The sequence below is a fragment of the Labrys sp. WJW genome (genome assembly GCF_001676615.1).
In the GTDB taxonomy this organism is placed as follows: Bacteria; Pseudomonadota; Alphaproteobacteria; order Rhizobiales; family Labraceae; genus Labrys; species Labrys sedimenti.
On sequence record NZ_LYXZ01000003.1, the window covers coordinates 18343 to 34114 of the forward strand.

General features: G+C 64.8%; 14 protein-coding genes. 8 read left to right on the plus strand and 6 right to left on the minus strand.

The window, feature by feature from the left end; all coding sequences use genetic code 11:
* Nucleotides 1–3: 3 nt before the first annotated feature.
* Nucleotides 4–504 carry a hypothetical protein gene (locus tag BA190_RS03090; RefSeq protein WP_068282435.1) on the plus strand — a complete coding sequence of 167 codons (501 nt, stop codon included), beginning with the start codon at nt 4–6 and terminating at the stop codon, nt 502–504.
* A 6-nt stretch (nt 505–510) separates the two neighbouring features.
* On the opposite strand, the gene rhaM is transcribed toward BA190_RS03090, so the two are convergent.
* The 3 genes from rhaM to BA190_RS03105 are packed head-to-tail and all read right to left on the minus strand — an operon-like array spanning nt 511 to nt 2579.
* Nucleotides 511–828, minus strand: coding sequence for an L-rhamnose mutarotase (gene rhaM / locus BA190_RS03095; protein WP_068282438.1), 318 nt, complete (start codon nt 826–828; stop codon nt 511–513).
* 57 nt (nt 829–885) lie between these two features.
* Complete coding sequence (locus BA190_RS03100) at nt 886–1686, minus strand: FadR/GntR family transcriptional regulator (RefSeq protein ID WP_068282441.1); 801 nt, start codon at nt 1684–1686, stop codon at nt 886–888.
* A gap of 17 nt (nt 1687–1703) precedes the next feature.
* The gene (locus BA190_RS03105; protein WP_068282443.1) at nt 1704–2579 is read right to left on the minus strand and encodes an amidohydrolase; all 876 of its coding nucleotides are present in this window, start codon (nt 2577–2579) and stop codon (nt 1704–1706) included.
* A 158-nt stretch (nt 2580–2737) separates the two neighbouring features.
* Here BA190_RS03105 and BA190_RS03110 point away from each other — a divergent pair, with 158 nt between their 5' ends.
* From BA190_RS03110 to BA190_RS03135, 6 genes are all read left to right on the plus strand, one after another.
* Nucleotides 2738–3757, plus strand: coding sequence for an aldo/keto reductase (locus BA190_RS03110; protein ID WP_068282446.1), 1020 nt, complete (start codon nt 2738–2740; stop codon nt 3755–3757).
* Nucleotides 3754–5301, plus strand: a complete 1548-nt coding sequence (locus BA190_RS03115; RefSeq protein WP_068282449.1) for a sugar ABC transporter ATP-binding protein — start codon at nt 3754–3756, stop codon at nt 5299–5301. Before BA190_RS03110 ends, BA190_RS03115 begins: the two co-directional genes overlap by 4 nt.
* Nucleotides 5298–6284, plus strand: a complete 987-nt coding sequence (locus tag BA190_RS03120; protein ID WP_068282452.1) for an ABC transporter permease — start codon at nt 5298–5300, stop codon at nt 6282–6284. The genes BA190_RS03115 and BA190_RS03120 overlap by 4 nt, the downstream gene beginning before the upstream one ends.
* Nucleotides 6281–7285, plus strand: coding sequence for an ABC transporter permease (locus tag BA190_RS03125; RefSeq protein ID WP_068282454.1), 1005 nt, complete (start codon nt 6281–6283; stop codon nt 7283–7285). The genes BA190_RS03120 and BA190_RS03125 overlap by 4 nt, the downstream gene beginning before the upstream one ends.
* A gap of 40 nt (nt 7286–7325) precedes the next feature.
* Nucleotides 7326–8330 carry a substrate-binding domain-containing protein gene (locus tag BA190_RS03130; protein ID WP_068282457.1) on the plus strand — a complete coding sequence of 335 codons (1005 nt, stop codon included), beginning with the start codon at nt 7326–7328 and terminating at the stop codon, nt 8328–8330.
* A 63-nt stretch (nt 8331–8393) separates the two neighbouring features.
* Nucleotides 8394–9146: an SDR family NAD(P)-dependent oxidoreductase gene (locus tag BA190_RS03135; RefSeq protein ID WP_068282461.1), complete on the plus strand. Its 753-nt coding sequence runs from the start codon at nt 8394–8396 to the stop codon at nt 9144–9146.
* Nucleotides 9147–9219: 73 nt separating this feature from the next.
* Here the strand turns inward: BA190_RS03135 and BA190_RS03140 are convergent, their stop codons facing one another.
* The 3 genes from BA190_RS03140 to BA190_RS03150 all read right to left on the minus strand — a co-directional run bounded on the left by BA190_RS03140 (nt 9220) and on the right by BA190_RS03150 (nt 12518).
* Nucleotides 9220–10161: a Gfo/Idh/MocA family protein gene (locus tag BA190_RS03140; RefSeq protein ID WP_068282463.1), complete on the minus strand. Its 942-nt coding sequence runs from the start codon at nt 10159–10161 to the stop codon at nt 9220–9222.
* An 83-nt stretch (nt 10162–10244) separates the two neighbouring features.
* Nucleotides 10245–11984, minus strand: a complete 1740-nt coding sequence (gene argS / locus BA190_RS03145; RefSeq protein ID WP_068282465.1) for an arginine--tRNA ligase — start codon at nt 11982–11984, stop codon at nt 10245–10247.
* A gap of 243 nt (nt 11985–12227) precedes the next feature.
* Nucleotides 12228–12518: a DUF2934 domain-containing protein gene (locus BA190_RS03150; RefSeq protein WP_068282467.1), complete on the minus strand. Its 291-nt coding sequence runs from the start codon at nt 12516–12518 to the stop codon at nt 12228–12230.
* Nucleotides 12519–13193: 675 nt separating this feature from the next.
* Here BA190_RS03150 and BA190_RS03155 point away from each other — a divergent pair.
* Nucleotides 13194–15179: a response regulator gene (locus BA190_RS03155; RefSeq protein WP_068282472.1), complete on the plus strand. Its 1986-nt coding sequence runs from the start codon at nt 13194–13196 to the stop codon at nt 15177–15179.
* Nucleotides 15180–15772: the final 593 nt, after the last annotated feature.

Genomic DNA, 15772 nt, shown 5'->3' on the forward strand with positions numbered 1-15772 from the left:
CCCGTGCCGAACCGCGTGAACGCAATCCACCACAATCGCATGAACCTGCTGCGGATCATCGCTGAGCAGGGCTATGTCCGGAACCGCGATTGGGCCGATCGCCTGCCCATGGTCTCGATCGAAGACTTCTTTTGCGAAGGGACTGCACGCGAGGCGACTCCCAACCTGGCGATCCTGAGCCTCGGCGTTGCAGGATTTCGTGATCTACTCCTGAAAATCCGGGATCGCGACGATGTGGCCGATGTCGTCGTTCAGATCTGGGGCCTGGATGAGGACGAGGCTTGGCCCAGCCTCGCTTATATCTTCGTTGCGACATCCCGGTCGCGCGAGACTGTAAGGAACTGGCTCGGCGCAGCGCCACCGGATCTGATCCTGAGATGCGGTGGCGTGGAAAGCCCCTTCGTTCGGGCCCGCATCATTCGCGCCGAAGAAATCAAGACGAGGCCCGGTTACCAGATTCACGCCCTGTCCTATGTAGAAAACATGGATCACGAGGAGAGCTGAACGGCTTCACGCCAGATAAAACACCCGCTTCAGCGGCACCTGCACCGGGGAACTGTCGGGATTGGTCGCCATGATGTCGCCCATGAAGGTCCACCAGCGCTTCATCACCGCCTCGTCGGGCAGGCGATCCAGGCCATGGTCGTCGCTGCGGGTGAGGATGGCGAAGAGATGGTGATCCTCCGGATCGAGCCAGATCGTGTAGTCGGAGATCCCCACCTCTTTCAGCAGCGCCACCAGCTCGGGAAAGATCTCGTCATGGCGCTTTTCGTATTCGGCGGCCTGGCCGGGATGGAGATTCATGCGAAAGGCGATGCGGTCCGGCATGGTACGTTCCCTTGAGACATAGCCTTGGGGCGTTTCGTTGCGGGTTCGAGAGCGTGATCAGCGCTTGGCGGCGGCCTCGCCGCCGATGACGTCCTGCGCCTCGCTGGACGTATCGCGCACATGTTCCAGGTGCCGGCGATAGGCCGCCGTCGCAGCCTCGGCGTCGCGCGCCATCACAGCCTCGGCGATCTCGACATGCTGGGCGACACTGATCTCGATCACACCCGGCAAGGCGCTGGCGACGCGGCGCACGTCGAGCCCGACATCGTAGAGCCCCTCGGCCATGGCGGCGAGCAGCCGGCTGCCACCGCCACCATAGAGGGCCCGGTGGAACTCGATGTCGAGCAGGCGGAAGGCGACCGGATCCTCATGGAAGGCGCGCCCGTCCACGGCGAGTTCGAGGATGCGCGCCCGCGCCTCCTCATCCGCCCGTTCGGCGCAGAGCCGCACCAGTTCGAGCTCGACCACCACGCGTGCCTCGAAATGCTCGCGCACATCGTAGTCGGCGAAGGACAGCATGGTCGAGAACGGTGCCACCAGGCGGCTCGGCGACAGGTCGGTGACGCTGTAGCGCCCGCCCTGGCGGCTTTCGAGCACCCCCATCAGGGTCAGCGCCTTGAGTGCCTCGCGCAAAGGCGGGCGCGAAATGCCGAAGGCGATGCCCATCTGCTGCTCGGTCGGCAGACGATCGCCGGAGCGAAGATTGCCCGACTTGATCATGCCCATGATGCGGGTGGCGACCTGCTCGGCGATCGGACGACGCTCCAGCGCGCCGCCGCCGAACGGCCCGGCGAAGGCCTCGCCTGCATCCAGGGCGGCCAGATCGCTGAAATCGGGGTCTTTGATCAGCTTGCTCACTGAACTGCCTTACTGCCTCAAACACCGAGGCGGTAGAAGGAATTCGCGTTATCCCGGTAGAACTTGCGCAGATCGCCCTCCGAAAAGCCCGCCAGGGCCCGATCGAGGGTCTCGACCCAGCGCGTCATGCTGGTGGCCTGCAGGCAGATCGGCCAGTCCATGGCGAAGACAGTACGGTCGATGCCGAAGCTCTCGAAGGTGGCGTCGATGAAGGGACGGAGATCCGCATCGGTCCAGGCCGCAAGATTGGCTTCCACCGGCAGGTCTGAGAGCTTGATGAAGAGATTGGGGCAGCGCGCCAGTTCCTCCACGTCATCACGATACTGCGCGATCGCGCCTTCCTTGATGCCGGGCTTGCCGCAATGGTCGAGGATCATCGGCACATGCGGGATACGCTTCACGAAGTCCCGCACGATGTCCATCTGGTGATGATGGACGTTGATCTCGAAATGGTAGCCGAACTTTTCGAGAAGATTGACGCCTTCGACGAAACCGTCGGACAGGGTCAAAGCGCGCGGATCGGCGTCGAATTCGACGATGCGGCGGATGCCCCGCACCGCGGGGTGCTTCTCCTTCATCTCCGCCAGGATCGGCTCTGCCCGGCTGCCCCATTCCAGCGGCGCCATCGGCACGATCGCTCGGATGCCCGGGTCGCGGCGGGCCTCCTCCTCGACGAAGCGGATCTCGTCGAGATATTGGCCGCCGCCCTCCCAGAAATCGGCATAGCATTCCAGGAAGACCATGGCCTCGACCTCGACCGCGCCCAGGTCGCGCCTGTAATCCTCGACATGATAGTCCCTGGAAAACAGGGGGCTGCCCTCGAAGGCCGTGTATTTCAGCTTCGAATGGTCCCAGACATGAAGATGCGTGTCGATGATGGGAAAATCGGGCATGGCATCCTCGGCGTTTGAGCGCGACGTCGCATCCGCGTTTAGGCCATTCTCCGTCAGCCAGTAAAAACTTGTCAAACTAATTTTTGTCTGACAACTTATCTGCAAACGCGACCGGGCCGCCCGGAGCCGCAGATCCAGAAATGCCCGGGAGAGCCGTCATGCCCAAGGAATTCGAGCACCGCCGCGTCGGCCAGACATCGATGTCCGTACCGACTTTCGGCTATGGCGCGGCGCATCTGGGCGAGCTCTACAGCCTGGTGACGGAGGCCGAAGCCGCCGCCACCATCGACGCCGCCTGGGACGCGGGTGTGCGCCTGTTCGACACCGCGCCCTGGTATGGTCTCGGCCTCTCCGAACATCGCCTCGGCTATGGCCTCAGGCACCGGCCGCGCAACGAATACCAGCTCGTCACCAAGGTCGGGCGTATCCTCGAACGCCCCTTCGATCCGGCCACCTTCAAGTCGGAGATGTGGCTCGGCGGCCTGCCCTTCCAGCATCGCTACGACTACACCTATGACGGCATCATGCGCTCCTACGAGCAGTCGATGATGCGGCTCGGCCTCAACACCATCGACGCCCTGGTCATCCACGACCTCGACGCCGCCTATCAGGGTCCCGATTTCGGCTATCGCAAGAAGGACCTCGTCTATTCCGGCATCAAGGCGCTGGAGGAATTGAAGAGGCGCGGCGAGATCAAGGCCATCGGCATGGGCATCAACACCGCCGACGCCCTGGAGACGGTGGCGCCCCTGGTCGATCTCGATTTCGTGCTGGTGGCCATGCCCTACACCTTGATCGACCAGGGCTGCCTGCATACCGGCATGGCCGAATGCGTGAAGCGCAAGGTCAGCGTGATCATCGGCTCGCCTTTCGCCTCGGGCATCCTGGTCACCGGTTCGGGCGGCAGCGCCAACTACAATTACAGCAAGGCGCCGGAAGCCGTACAGGCCAAGGTGCGCGGCATCGAGGCCGTCTGCCGGGCGCATGGCGTGGCCCTGCCGGCGGCGGCCCTGCAATTCGTGCTGGCGCACCCCGCCGTGGTCTCGGAGATTCCCGGCGCGGTGAAGCCGAGCGAGATCGTCGAGAACGTCGCCTCGCATCACGCCCCGATCCCCGCCGGCTTCTGGTCGGACCTCAAGGCGGAAGGCCTGATCGACAAGGACGCCCCCACGCCATGAACAGGGCGGGCGAGCCTGCAAGAGCGCTGCCGATCTTGATCTCGGCCCGCGGCATCTCCAAGCAGTTTGCCGGCGTCGAAGTGTTGCGCGATGTCGATCTCGACCTCCATGCCGGCGAGATTCACGCTTTGCTCGGCGAGAACGGGGCTGGCAAGTCGACCTTCGCCAAGATCATCGCCGGCGTGCACCGCCCCAGCCGAGGCTCGCTCGCCCTCAACGGCACACCCGTCGAGGTGGCGACGCCACTGATCGCCCAGAAGCTCGGCATCACCCTGATCCACCAGGAGCCGATCTCCTTTCCCGATCTCTCCGTCGCCGAGAACCTCGTGCTCGGCCGCCATCAAGGCCCGGCGCTCGGGCGGGTACGCTGGGGCGAGCTTCGGCGCGAGGCTGACAGCCTGATGGCCCGCCTCGGCATCACCATCGACGTCGGCAAGCCGATGCGCGGCCTCTCGATCGCCGACCAGCAGATGGTCGAGATCGCCCGGGCGCTGGCAAGCGACAGCCGCCTGATCATCATGGACGAGCCGACGGCCCCGCTGACGCCGAGGGAAGTCGAAACCCTGTTCGGCATTGCCCGCCAGCTCCGCCAGGAAGGTCGCACCATCATCTTCATCAGCCACCGGCTCGAGGAAGTGCGGGCGCTGTGCGACCGAGTCACCATCTTCCGGGACGGCAGCAAGATCGCCACCGAGGAAACCGCCAGCCTCTCCGACGCCGACATCATCCGCCTGATGATCGGGCGGGAGGTGAAAGGCTATATTCCCCAGCACAAGTCGCAGATCGGCGCGGTGGCGCTGGCGGTTCGCGGCCTGAGCCTGCCCGGCAAGTTCGAGGACATCAGCTTCGAGGTGCGCAAGGGCGAGATCGTCGGCCTGGGCGGCCTGGTCGGTGCTGGCCGCACCGATGTCGCCCGCGCTTTGTTCGGCGTGGTTCCCGCCGCCGGCGGCAGCATCGAGATCGGCGGACGGACCGTCACCATCCGCGAGCCGGCGGATGCGGTGGCCCATGGCCTCGCCTTCGTGCCGGAGGACCGCGCCGTCGCCGGCATCTTCCGCAGCCTGCCGGTCGAGCAGAACATCACGGCGGCCGTGCCCGGCAAGGTCGCGCCGGGCGGCGTGATCCGCCGCGCCCTCGAACGCTCGATCGCCCGCGAACAGGTCCGCAAATTGCGCATCCGCCTCGCCAGCCTGCGCCAGCCGATCGGCGAGCTCTCCGGCGGCAACCAGCAGAAAGCCATCCTGGCGCGCTGGCTGCTCACCGACCCGCAAATCCTCATCCTGGACGAGCCGACGCGCGGCATCGACATCGGGGTCAAGGCCGAGTTCTACGAGATGATCGGCGAGCTGGCCGCCTCGGGCCGCGCCGTGCTGCTGATCTCCTCCGAACTGCCGGAACTGCTGGCGCTCAGCGACCGCGTATTGGTGATGTCGGAAGGGCGCCTCACGGCCGATCTCGCCCGCGGCGAGGCCAGCGAGGAGAGCGTGATGCATGCCGCCGTGCCGCGCCGCAAGTCGAACCAGGATGGACGGGACGCCGCATGAACATCGCCAGCCTCCTGCGCCGGCGCGAGGCCGGCATCGTGGTGATGATCGCGCTCTTCGCCATCATCGTCGGCCTGATCCAGCCGCGCTTCCTCTCCGCCGAGACGCTGCGCATCGTGCTGCTCGCGGTGCCCCTGATCATGGTGGCGGCGATGGGCGAGATGATGGTGCTGGTCGCCCGCCATGTCGATCTCTCGATCGGCTCGATCCTCGGCTTCTCCGCCATCGTGGCCGGCATGCTCTGGCGCGACCATCCGGAGCTGCCCATCATGGTCGGCGTCATCGCCGCGATCGCCGTGGGCGCCGCGCTGGGCCTGGTCAACGGGCTGGTGGTCACCGTCTTCAGGCTCCCCTCCATCATCGTGACGCTCGGCACGCTCAGCCTCTATCGCGGCCTGGTCTTCTTCATCTCCGATGCCCGGCAGGTCGATCCGCAATATATTCCGCGTGGCCTGATCGAGCTCAGCCAGACCTCGCCTGTCTTCGGCATTCCCTGGATCATCCTGATCGCCTTTGCCGTGGCGCTCGCCACCTATCTCTTCCTCGGTCATTCCAGGCTCGGCCGCCAGATCTACGCCATCGGCTCCAATCCCGTGGCGGCGCCGCTGCGCGGCATCCGCGCCGCGCCGATCACCGTGCTGGTCTTCGTGCTCTCCGGGGCTCTGGCCGGGCTTGCGGGCGTGATGTACGCCTCGCGCTTCGGCTATGTGAACCCCGGCATTACCGGCGTCGGCTTCGAGTTCACGGTGATCGCGCCCGTGGTGATCGGCGGCGTCTCGATCAATGGCGGCTCCGGCTCGGTCGCCGGCACCGTGCTCGGCGTGCTGCTGCTCGGCGCCGTCAGCGTGGCGCTGCCGATCCTCGGCGTCTCCGGCTTCTGGCAGCAGGCGATCTACGGGGCGGTGATCCTCGCCGCTTTGGTGATCGACCGCAGCGTCCGGCAGGGCGGCCTCAGGGGCCTGCTGGCGAGGGACGCGGCATGACCAGCACCAATTCCTCCGCCACCGCCGTCTCGCCGCAGGACGCGGCCAAGCCCCTGCCGCTCTGGCGTACCGTGCTGGTGCGGCCGGAGATGATGACCCTGGTGCTGCTGGCCGCCGCCTTCGTCATCGCCTGCCTGCTCTCGCCCTTCTTTGCCTCGCTGACCTTCATCCTGGAAAGCGCCACCTACTATGCCGAATTCTCGATCATCGCCCTGGTACTGACCCTGGTGATCATCGCCGGCGAGATCGACCTGTCTCCCGCCTCCACCATGGCGCTGACGGCCTGCCTGTTCGGCAGCGTGTACCAGGCCGGCCTGCCGATCGGCTGGGCGATCGCGGCGAGCCTCGCCGCCGGCCTCGTCATGGGCGCCTTCAACGGCTTCATGGTGCTGTGGCTGCGCTTGCCCTCGCTGATGGTCACCATCGGCACGCTGATCATGTATCGCGGCTTCGCCCAGGTGCTGGCCGGTGACAGGTCGATCAGCAAATTCCCGGCCTGGTTCGTCGGCATCGATTATCGCACCCTTTTCGGCGTGCCGGTGCCGGTGCTGATCTTCGTCGTCGCCTCGCTGGTCCTGGCCTTCGTGCTCGGCGCCACCATCCTGGGCCGGCAGATCTACCAGATCGGCACCAGCGAGATCGCCGCGCGCCATGCCGGCATCAAGGTCCGGCGCATCAAGTTCGCCTTGTTCCTGGCAATGGGTCTCACCAGTGCGCTCTGCGGCCTGCTGGCGGCCTCGCGGCTGGCCTCGGTGCGCTACGACCTCGCCACCGGCGGCGAGTTGCAGATGGTGCTGATCGTCATGCTCGGCGGCACCTACATCTTCGGCGGGCGCGGCACCATCGCCGGCACCTTCATCGCCTCCTGGCTGCTGGTGATCATCGCCACCGGCATGACGGTCGCCAACATCCCGGTGACCTACCAGCTCACGGTGATGGGCCTCCTGCTCATCATCTCCATCATCGCCACCAACACGATCTACGCCCGCAACCAGAGATAGCCGGCACAGAACGGCCTTAGACCATCATCAGGAGGGAACCATGCTGAGGAAAACGCTTTTACTCGGGCTGTCGCTCGGGCTCGCCCTGACCGCCGCCGTCAGTGCGCAGGCGGCCGACAAAGTCTCGATCGTCTATATTCCCAAGAATACCGGCAATCCCTATTTCGATTCGCTGGTGAAGGGCTTCCAGGACGGCTGCGCCAAGGTCGGCTGCGACTTCGACATGCAGGCCCCGGCGACCGCCGAAGCCACTTCGCAGATCCCCTTCATCACCGCGCAGACCCAGCGCGGCGTCGGCGTGATAGCCATCTCCCCCAACAGCCCCGATGCCCTCAACCAGGTGCTCGACCGCGCCCGCTCGCGCGGCATCCTGGTGCTGGCGGTCAATGGCGACCTCGTCGGCAATCTCGACCATCGCGATGCCGGCATCCTACCCGTCGACTTCACCAAGACCGGGCCGGGGCAGGTCGAGCTCCTGGGCTCGCAGATCAATTACGAAGGCGAAATCGCCATCCTCTCGGCCACCACCGACGCACCCGACCAGAACACCTGGATCGCGGCGATGAAGGACAGCCTCGCCAGCAATCCCAAATATGCCAAGATGAAGCTGGTGGCGGTGGCCTATGGCGACGACGATCCGCAGAAGTCCACCACCGAGATGGAAGCGCTGATCCAGAAATACCCCAATCTCAAGGGCGTGATCTCGCCGACCACCGTTGGCGTCGCCGCGGCGGCGCAGGTGCTGCAGACCCAGGGCAAGGCCAAGCAGATCACGCTCACCGGCCTGGGCACGCCCAACCAGATGCGCCCCTTCATCAAGGACGGCACGCTCAAGGCCTTCCAGCTCTGGAGCCCCTACAATGAAGGCCTGCTCACCTCCTATTTCGCCGTGGGCGTGAAGAACGGCACCATCAAGAACGAGCCTGGCACCAAGTTCGAGGTTCCCGGCCTGGGTGAGATCACCATCGGGGCCGATCACATCATCAACACCCAGGCCGAGCTGACGACCTTCGACGCCGGCAACATCGACCAGTTCAACTTCTGATTCCGATCCGGCGCGGGACATCCCCCGCGCCGGCCCCTCACCTCAGTTTCCCCGGACGCTTCCATGAACAGCTACGATTTCGCAGGACAGGTCGCCATCGTCACCGGAGGTGGCCAGGGCATCGGGCTGACGGTCGCCGAACGCATCCTGGCCGGCGGCGGCAATGTCTCGATCTGGGACCGGGACGCCTCCCTGCTGCAGGCCCTGGAGGCCAAATACGGCCGGGACGGCAAGGTCCAGGCCCTCAATGTCGATATCGGCGACCTCGCCTCGGTGGAGGCCGGCGTCAAGCAGACCCTGGCGCGCTTCGGCCAGATCGATGTCCTCATCAATAATGCCGCGATCGTCGGCCCCAATGCCAATACCTGGGAATACCCGCCTGCGGCCTTCGCCGAGGTGGTGCATATCGGGCTGGTCGGCACCTTCCATGTCTGCCACGCCGTGGTGCCGCACATGATCGCCCGCAATTACGGACGCATCGTCAATCTGAGCTCGGTCGCCGGCAAGGAAGGCAATCCCGGCGCACCGGCCTATTCGGCCACCAAGGCCGGCGTGCTGGCGCTGACCAAGTCGCTCGGCAAGGAACTCGCCAAATACGACATATCCGTCAATGCGGTGACGCCGGCCGTGGCCAAGACCACGATGGCAATGAGCCAGGATCCGGAATTCCTGAAGATGATCCTCTCCAAGATCCCGCGCGGGCGCATGCTTGAACTCGCCGAGGCGGCCGCGATGATCTGCTGGCTGGCCACCAAGGAGAATTCCTTCACCACGGGCGCGGTGTTCGATCTCTCCGGCGGCCGGGCGACCTATTGATATCAAGTCTCGCAGGTGCCGGGTTGATTGCTCACGGCTGCGCTGCAGATTACTCCCTGAGAGCCTCGGGCGATCACCACTCGAAGGCGTCGGTGGTCTCGCGCTTGCCCACCACCATGGCGTCGGCGACCAGGTGGAAGGGCGCGGCATCGACTGCGCTCTCGCCGCGATCGAGCAGGCCGGCGAAGCGGGCATAGATGCCTTCATATTCGGCCATCGGCTCGGCCACGGTCAGGTTGCCGTTGACGGCGAGCTTGGAGCCGCCGTCGATCAGGGTGAGCCGGGTGCCGTCCTCCACGACGATCTCGATCGTCCAGGTCTGGTCGCCGGTTTGGCGCCAGTCGAATTCGGCCGTCAGTTCAGCGCCGGGCAGGCCGGCATCGGAGGCGAAGGTGAGTCTGGCCGCGATCGGCGTATCGCGATTGGCAGGATAGGTCAGGCTCGCTGCCGTGACGAAGAAGGGCTCGGGCGCGATCTCGGTGAGGATCGACAGCGCGTTGATGCCGGGATCGAACACACCGAAGCCGCCGGGCTGCCAGATCCATTCCTGGCCCGGATGCCAGCGCCGCACATCTTCCTTCCAGGTGATGGCGAGGGAGGCGATCTTGCGGCCGGCAAGGCGCTTCTTCGCCTCCTCCACGCCGGCATTGTATTGCGAGTGCCAGGTGGCGAACAGCACGCAGCGCCGCGCCGCGGCCTGGCGCACAAGATCGGCCAGCTCGCTGACGGTGGGCGCCGGCGGTTTTTCAAGGAGCACGTTCATGCCGGCATTCAGCGCCTCCAGCGCCACCTGGTGGCGCACGGAGGGCGGCGTGCAGATCGCCACGGCGTCGAGATCCGGCATCGCCGCATAGAGCTCGGCCGGCGTGCGGAAGGTCGGCACGCCCGCCTGCTCGATGCCGCGCTGGCTCACCAGCGCCGCCAGCCGGAAGGCGGGATTCTTGGCGATAACAGGCAGATGCTGGTCGACCGCGATCTTGCCGACGCCGATGATGGCGATGGAATGCTGGCTCATGAAGGCCGCCTCTATTTGTCAGTCAATTGGAGGCGTGCGTAGCAGCAAATCGCAAGCGCGGGAAGGGACTCCCGCGCACGGCACTACATCTTCTCCGGCACTTCGATGCCAAGCAGCCACAGTTCCTTCTCCAGCACGGCGCGGGCGAGACCGCACAGGGCCAGGCGCGAGGCGCGCTCGCCCTCGGTGTTGTCCCTGAGAACAGGGCAGGCAACGTAAAAGCGGCTGAAGGCCTGGGCGACCGTGAACACGTGGTCGGCGATCTCGTTGGGCGCGTTGTTGCGGCTGGCAGATGCAACCACCTCCGGCAACCTGGCGCATTCGAGCACGAGGGTGCGCTCGGCCTGCGCTTCGACCGCGATGGCACCGGCTTCGAAGCCCTTGAGGCGGGCGTCTGCCTGGATCGAGCCGGTCCGCACGCAGGCATATTGTACATAAGGACCGGTCTTGCCCTCTAGATCGGTCATCCGCTCGATGTCGAAGATGTAGCCCGAAAGGCGATAGGATGAGAGGTCCGCATATTTGACCGCACCGATACCGACCTGACGAGCCAGCGTGTCGAGATCTAGCGCGGGATCGACCGCGCGCTTTGCGATCACCTCATCAAGACGCTGGCGGGCCTTTTCGATCGCATCGGCAAGCAGATCCTTGAGCTGGGCAACGCCGCCGTCGCGGGTCTTGTAGGGCTTGCCGTCCGCACCGTTTACCGTACCGAAGCCGGCGTGGATCAGTTCCACGCCCGGCGCGATCCCGGCCAATTCGGCAGCACGGAAGACCTGCCGGAAATGCAGTTCCTGCCGCTGGTCGACGACATAGATGATGCGGTTGGGATCCTGATCCCTCACCCGGGCCACAATGGTGGCGAGATCAGTGGTGGCGTAGAGCGCCGCGCCGTCCTTCTTTTGCAGCAACAGCGGCGGCATCGGCTTGTTGTCGCCAGGAATGGCGACGTCGACGATCAGGGCGCCGTCATTCTCAACGGCCACGCCCTTGGCCCGCATGTCGGCGATCATGTCCGGGATCAGCGGCTGCACGTCGCTTTCGCCCAGGAACAGGTCGAAATGCGTGTCGAGAAGATCGATGTCGACGCGCTGCGCCGTCAGCGAGATATCGCGCAGCTTCTGCCAGATCGCCGTGGCGTCGGGATCGCCGGCCTGCAGGGCGGCGGTGGCGGCACGCGCGAGCTCCATGCGGCCGGGATCGGCCTTGCAGGCCGCCGCCGCCTCGGGATAGAGCCGCTGCAGATCGTCCATGGTCAGGTCCGGTGTCTCGCCCGGGCCGAGCTCGGGCCAGCGCAGCCGGATTTCGGAGATCAGCTGGCCCATCTGCAAGCCCCAATCGCCGAGATGGATGTCGGAAACCGTGTCGAGGCCCTGGGCGGCGTTGATGCGCCGCAGGCTCTCGCCAATCGCCAGCGCCCTGATATGGCCGACATGCAGCGCCTTGGCGACATTCGGGCCGCCATAGTCGAGCACCACCGTATCAGCCGGCAGTTGCACGATGCCGAGATCGGGCGAGGCAGCCTGGGCCGCGGCGCATTCGGAGAGGAAGGCATCGGAAAGGCGCAGATTGAGGAAGCCGGGGCCGGCCACCGAGACTTCCTTGAAGGCCGGCAGGCCCTGGAGCTTTTCGGCGATCTCGGCCGCAAGCTCGCGCGGATTGCGCTTGAGGCTCTTGGCGAGCGGCATCGCGCCGTTGCATTGCAGGTCCGCGAGATCAGGCAGGGTGGAGCGGGTGGCGCGGGCAGTCTCGGTCGGCAATCCACAGGCTGAAAAGGCATTCGCCAACATCTCGTCGACGAGGCGGTTCAAAGAGGCAGACATGCGGACGCTTCCTATCAATTCGGTCAGCGTTCGCAGTAAGCACCTTGGCGCCCGGAGGCAAGCGTCAGGCGGGCATCGGGGTTGGAATTTGCGATTTCAGCCGCCCGAAAGGGCGAATTTCAAGGATTGGGCCTGGAAAAGCCAGGGCCATCATCGGCACTGGACGGGCAGCCACAGCTCGAGGCCGGAACGCGCCTTCGCGCTCCGGCCGCATGACGAGAGCCATGCTCTCGGCGATCGGTTTCAGCCGCGCCCCCCGGCGACCTTCTTGAGCGGCATTTCGGGTTCCACCGCATCTTCCCCGAGATGGGTGAGGTCCGGGATCTCGCGCAGATTGTCCGGCGCGGCCAGCGGGTCGATCAGATCCTCGATGCAGGGCGGTGTCGGCACCAACGTGAACTCGGCCGTATTCTCCTGCAGCACCAGCTGGCGTGCGAGGTCCCAATGGAACAATTCGCGCCCCTCCGGCTGCCCGTCCAAGACCCATAATTCATGGGCCTTGTCGCGGATCTTCTGTTCTATCTCATTGCTCATCAATGTCTCTCCCGGTCTGGGTTATGGCAAGTAACGCCCATGGCCTAGAGTCTGTCTGGCCTTGTCAGGCTCAAACCTGAATCTACCGCGACCGGCGGCTTCCGGTCCCCGCGGACGAACTCGAAACACCTATCGTCCAGGTGCCCGGAACAAGCCGGGCGCGGCGAGCATCGCGCGAGGGCACATAGCCTCAACCCGCCATGATCCCGGCGGTTCCCCGCTGCGATCAATTTCCTTCCCCCTCAACGGAGCAACCTACGGAAGGCGGATGCGCGACCTGGTTAAGATAGGGTGAGGAAGTCAGATTTCAATCAAAATCGACATCTCAAAGCGCTTTGATAGCCCTTATCACTGAATGAACGACGAGAGATCGGGCGCCTGAGCATGGCAAGTTCAGGGTATGATGGCAGTGTCCACGGCACCCCGAACGGTCGAAACAGTCAGTGGCATCGAGCCCGGAACCTTCCATCCTGCAGGAGCGTTCTTCAGAGCCAACGCGTTCACGACCGGACGCTTGCTTGCTCTAGTTCCTTGTTTCCAAGCCAATCCACGGATCGGCGAGTGTGTCTTTGTGATCCTTGATGCGTCCGTCTAATCACAAAACGCCTCAGGCATCCGTGTTAGGATGCAGATGGGAATGCAGCCCCTGACAGGGCGGTGATCTTGGTGGGTACAATGGAGTTTCGACGCCATCTCGTCCTCAACCTCGACGACCACGTGGTCGAGCGGCGCGCCAAGACCGAGGCTCTCGGACGGGCAAGCGAAATCGAGGTGATCGAAGCAGGTTCGGGCTTCGATGCCCTCGTCCTGGTCCGCGAGCGACGGCCGACTCTGGTGCTGCTCGAAGAGAGGCTGCCCGACATGAGCGGCCATGACCTTTGCCGTATCATCAAGCAGGATTACCCCGAGACCCTGGTGCTTCAGACCTCGGCATCCTTCGTTTCGGGCGACAATCGAATGCGGGCGCTGGAAGCGGGTGCCGATTCCTGCCTCGCCCAGCCCTGGGAACCGGTCGAACTCGTCGCCTCCGTCCGAGCCTTGCTGCGCATCCGGGCAGCCGAAACCGCCCTACGCGAGAGCGAGGCCAATTTCCGCACCCTGGCGGACAACATCCCGATCCTGTGCTGGATGGCCGCCGCGCATGGCGGCATCTACTGGTACAATCAGCGCTGGTATGACTATACGGGATCGTCGCTCGAGCAGATGCAGGGATGGGGCTGGCGCTCGGTGCATGACCGCAGGCAGTTGCCGGATATCATCGCGCATTGGCGGGAATCGCTCGAACAGGGCAGCGCCTTCGAGATGGTCTTCCCGCTTCGCGGCAGGGACGGCATCTTCCGCCCTTTCCTTACCCGCGTCGCCCCGGTCCAGGATGATACCGGCCGGATCCTGCGCTGGTTCGGCACCAATACCGACATTTCCAGGCAGAGGGAGGCAGAGGCCGGGCTCCGCGAACTCAACGAGACGCTGGAGCAGCGGGTCCAGACCGCCATAGCCGCCCGGGCCACGGCCGAGAACAGCCTGCATCAGTTACAGAAGGTCGAGGCGCTCGGGCAGCTCACCGGTGGCATCGCCCATGATTTCAACAACATGCTCGCCGTGGTCATCGGGGGCCTCACTTTGCTCAAGCGCAAGCTGGAGCGCGGCCAGACCAATGTCGGACGCTATATCGACGGCGCTCTCGACGGCGCCGAGCGCGCCGCCGCACTGACCAAGCGCCTGCTCGCCTTCTCCCGCCAGCAGCCGCTGACGGTGGAAGCCGTGTCGCCCAACGCCATGATCGCCGACATGGCCGACCTGCTGTCGCGCACGCTGGGCGAGCATATCCACATCACCACCATCCTGGCGCCGGACGGCTGGGCGGTGGAGACCGACAGGAGCCAGCTGGAAAACGCCCTGCTCAACATGTCGGTGAACGCGCGTGACGCCATGCCCGACGGTGGCGAACTCACCATCGAAACCAGCAATGCCATGCTGGGCCGCAGCCAGGCCGAGGAATTCGGCATCGCCTCCGGCCCCTATCTCAGCGTGGCGGTGGTGGATACGGGCATCGGCATGTCGGAAGACGTGGCCGCTCGGGCCTTCGACCCCTTCTTCACCACCAAGGGCGTGGGCAAGGGCACCGGCATGGGCCTGAGCCAGGTCTTCGGCTTCGTGCGCCAGACGGGCGGCCATGTCACCATCGCATCGATGCCCGGACAGGGCACCACGATCCGGCTCTATTTGCCGCGCTCGGAAGCTGCCGAGACCCATCCCCCTCTGTGGGACGGGCTTCCCACCACCTTCCACGGCCATGCCGGTGAAACGGTGCTGGTGGTGGAAGATGAGGACAGGGTGCGCTCCATGGCGGTGGAAGCCTTGCGCGGGCTCGGCTACACCATTCTGGAAGCCGCGTCGCCGAGTGAGGCCCTCGGCTTCGTCGCAGCCGGCCGGTCGATCACCTTGCTGTTCACCGACATCGTCATGCCCGGGATGAATGGCGGCGAACTCGCCAGCCGCGCCCGGGCCCACTCCCCCGGCATCAAGGTGCTGTTCACCACCGGCTACGCCCCTGACGACAATGGCCGGGTCGAGATATCAGGCCTCGACACCAGGCCACTCTACAAACCCTATTCGATCGACCAGCTCTCGCGCCGCATCCGGGCGGCAATCGACGGATGAGGGTGGTCGTTCCTGCTCCATCAAACGGAATGGGGGAGGAACACGAGTTCCTCCCCCATTCCGTCCTACTTGCTACGAAACCGGCTCAATCCCGGGGCAGGGACCGCCTGTTGCGCCGCGCGACGACCTTGACGCGAGCCGGCTGGCGCATCGACGCTACCGCGAGCGTGCAAAGCCCCGTGGCCAGTAAGGTCGAGAGAACCGCAAGCAGAGTGTTCATCATGTTCTATACCCCTGATACTCGGCCAAACGTCCGATCATGCTGAATTGTTAACGCGCCACGGGGCGCAAAGTTCAGTTACAATTTCCTAACAATCCTGCACCGACCGAACATGAGGCGGCACCTAGCCTGAGCAGCGCCGGTGGGAGAACATCGCCTAATCGATGGTCGCCTGCCGGTACCCTCATAAGGAACATAGGCACTCCATGACCATTGGCAAGGGTTATTCCGCTGCGGAAGAGCCGATTGGAAGGAGCCGCCCGGCAAACTGCTAGAGCGTTTTGCGATTTGGTGGAATCACCAAGAATCGCAAAGACGCGTCGAACCAAAGAGTTAGAGCAATGCAGCGTTTCCGTCTAAACGCGCTTTGCTC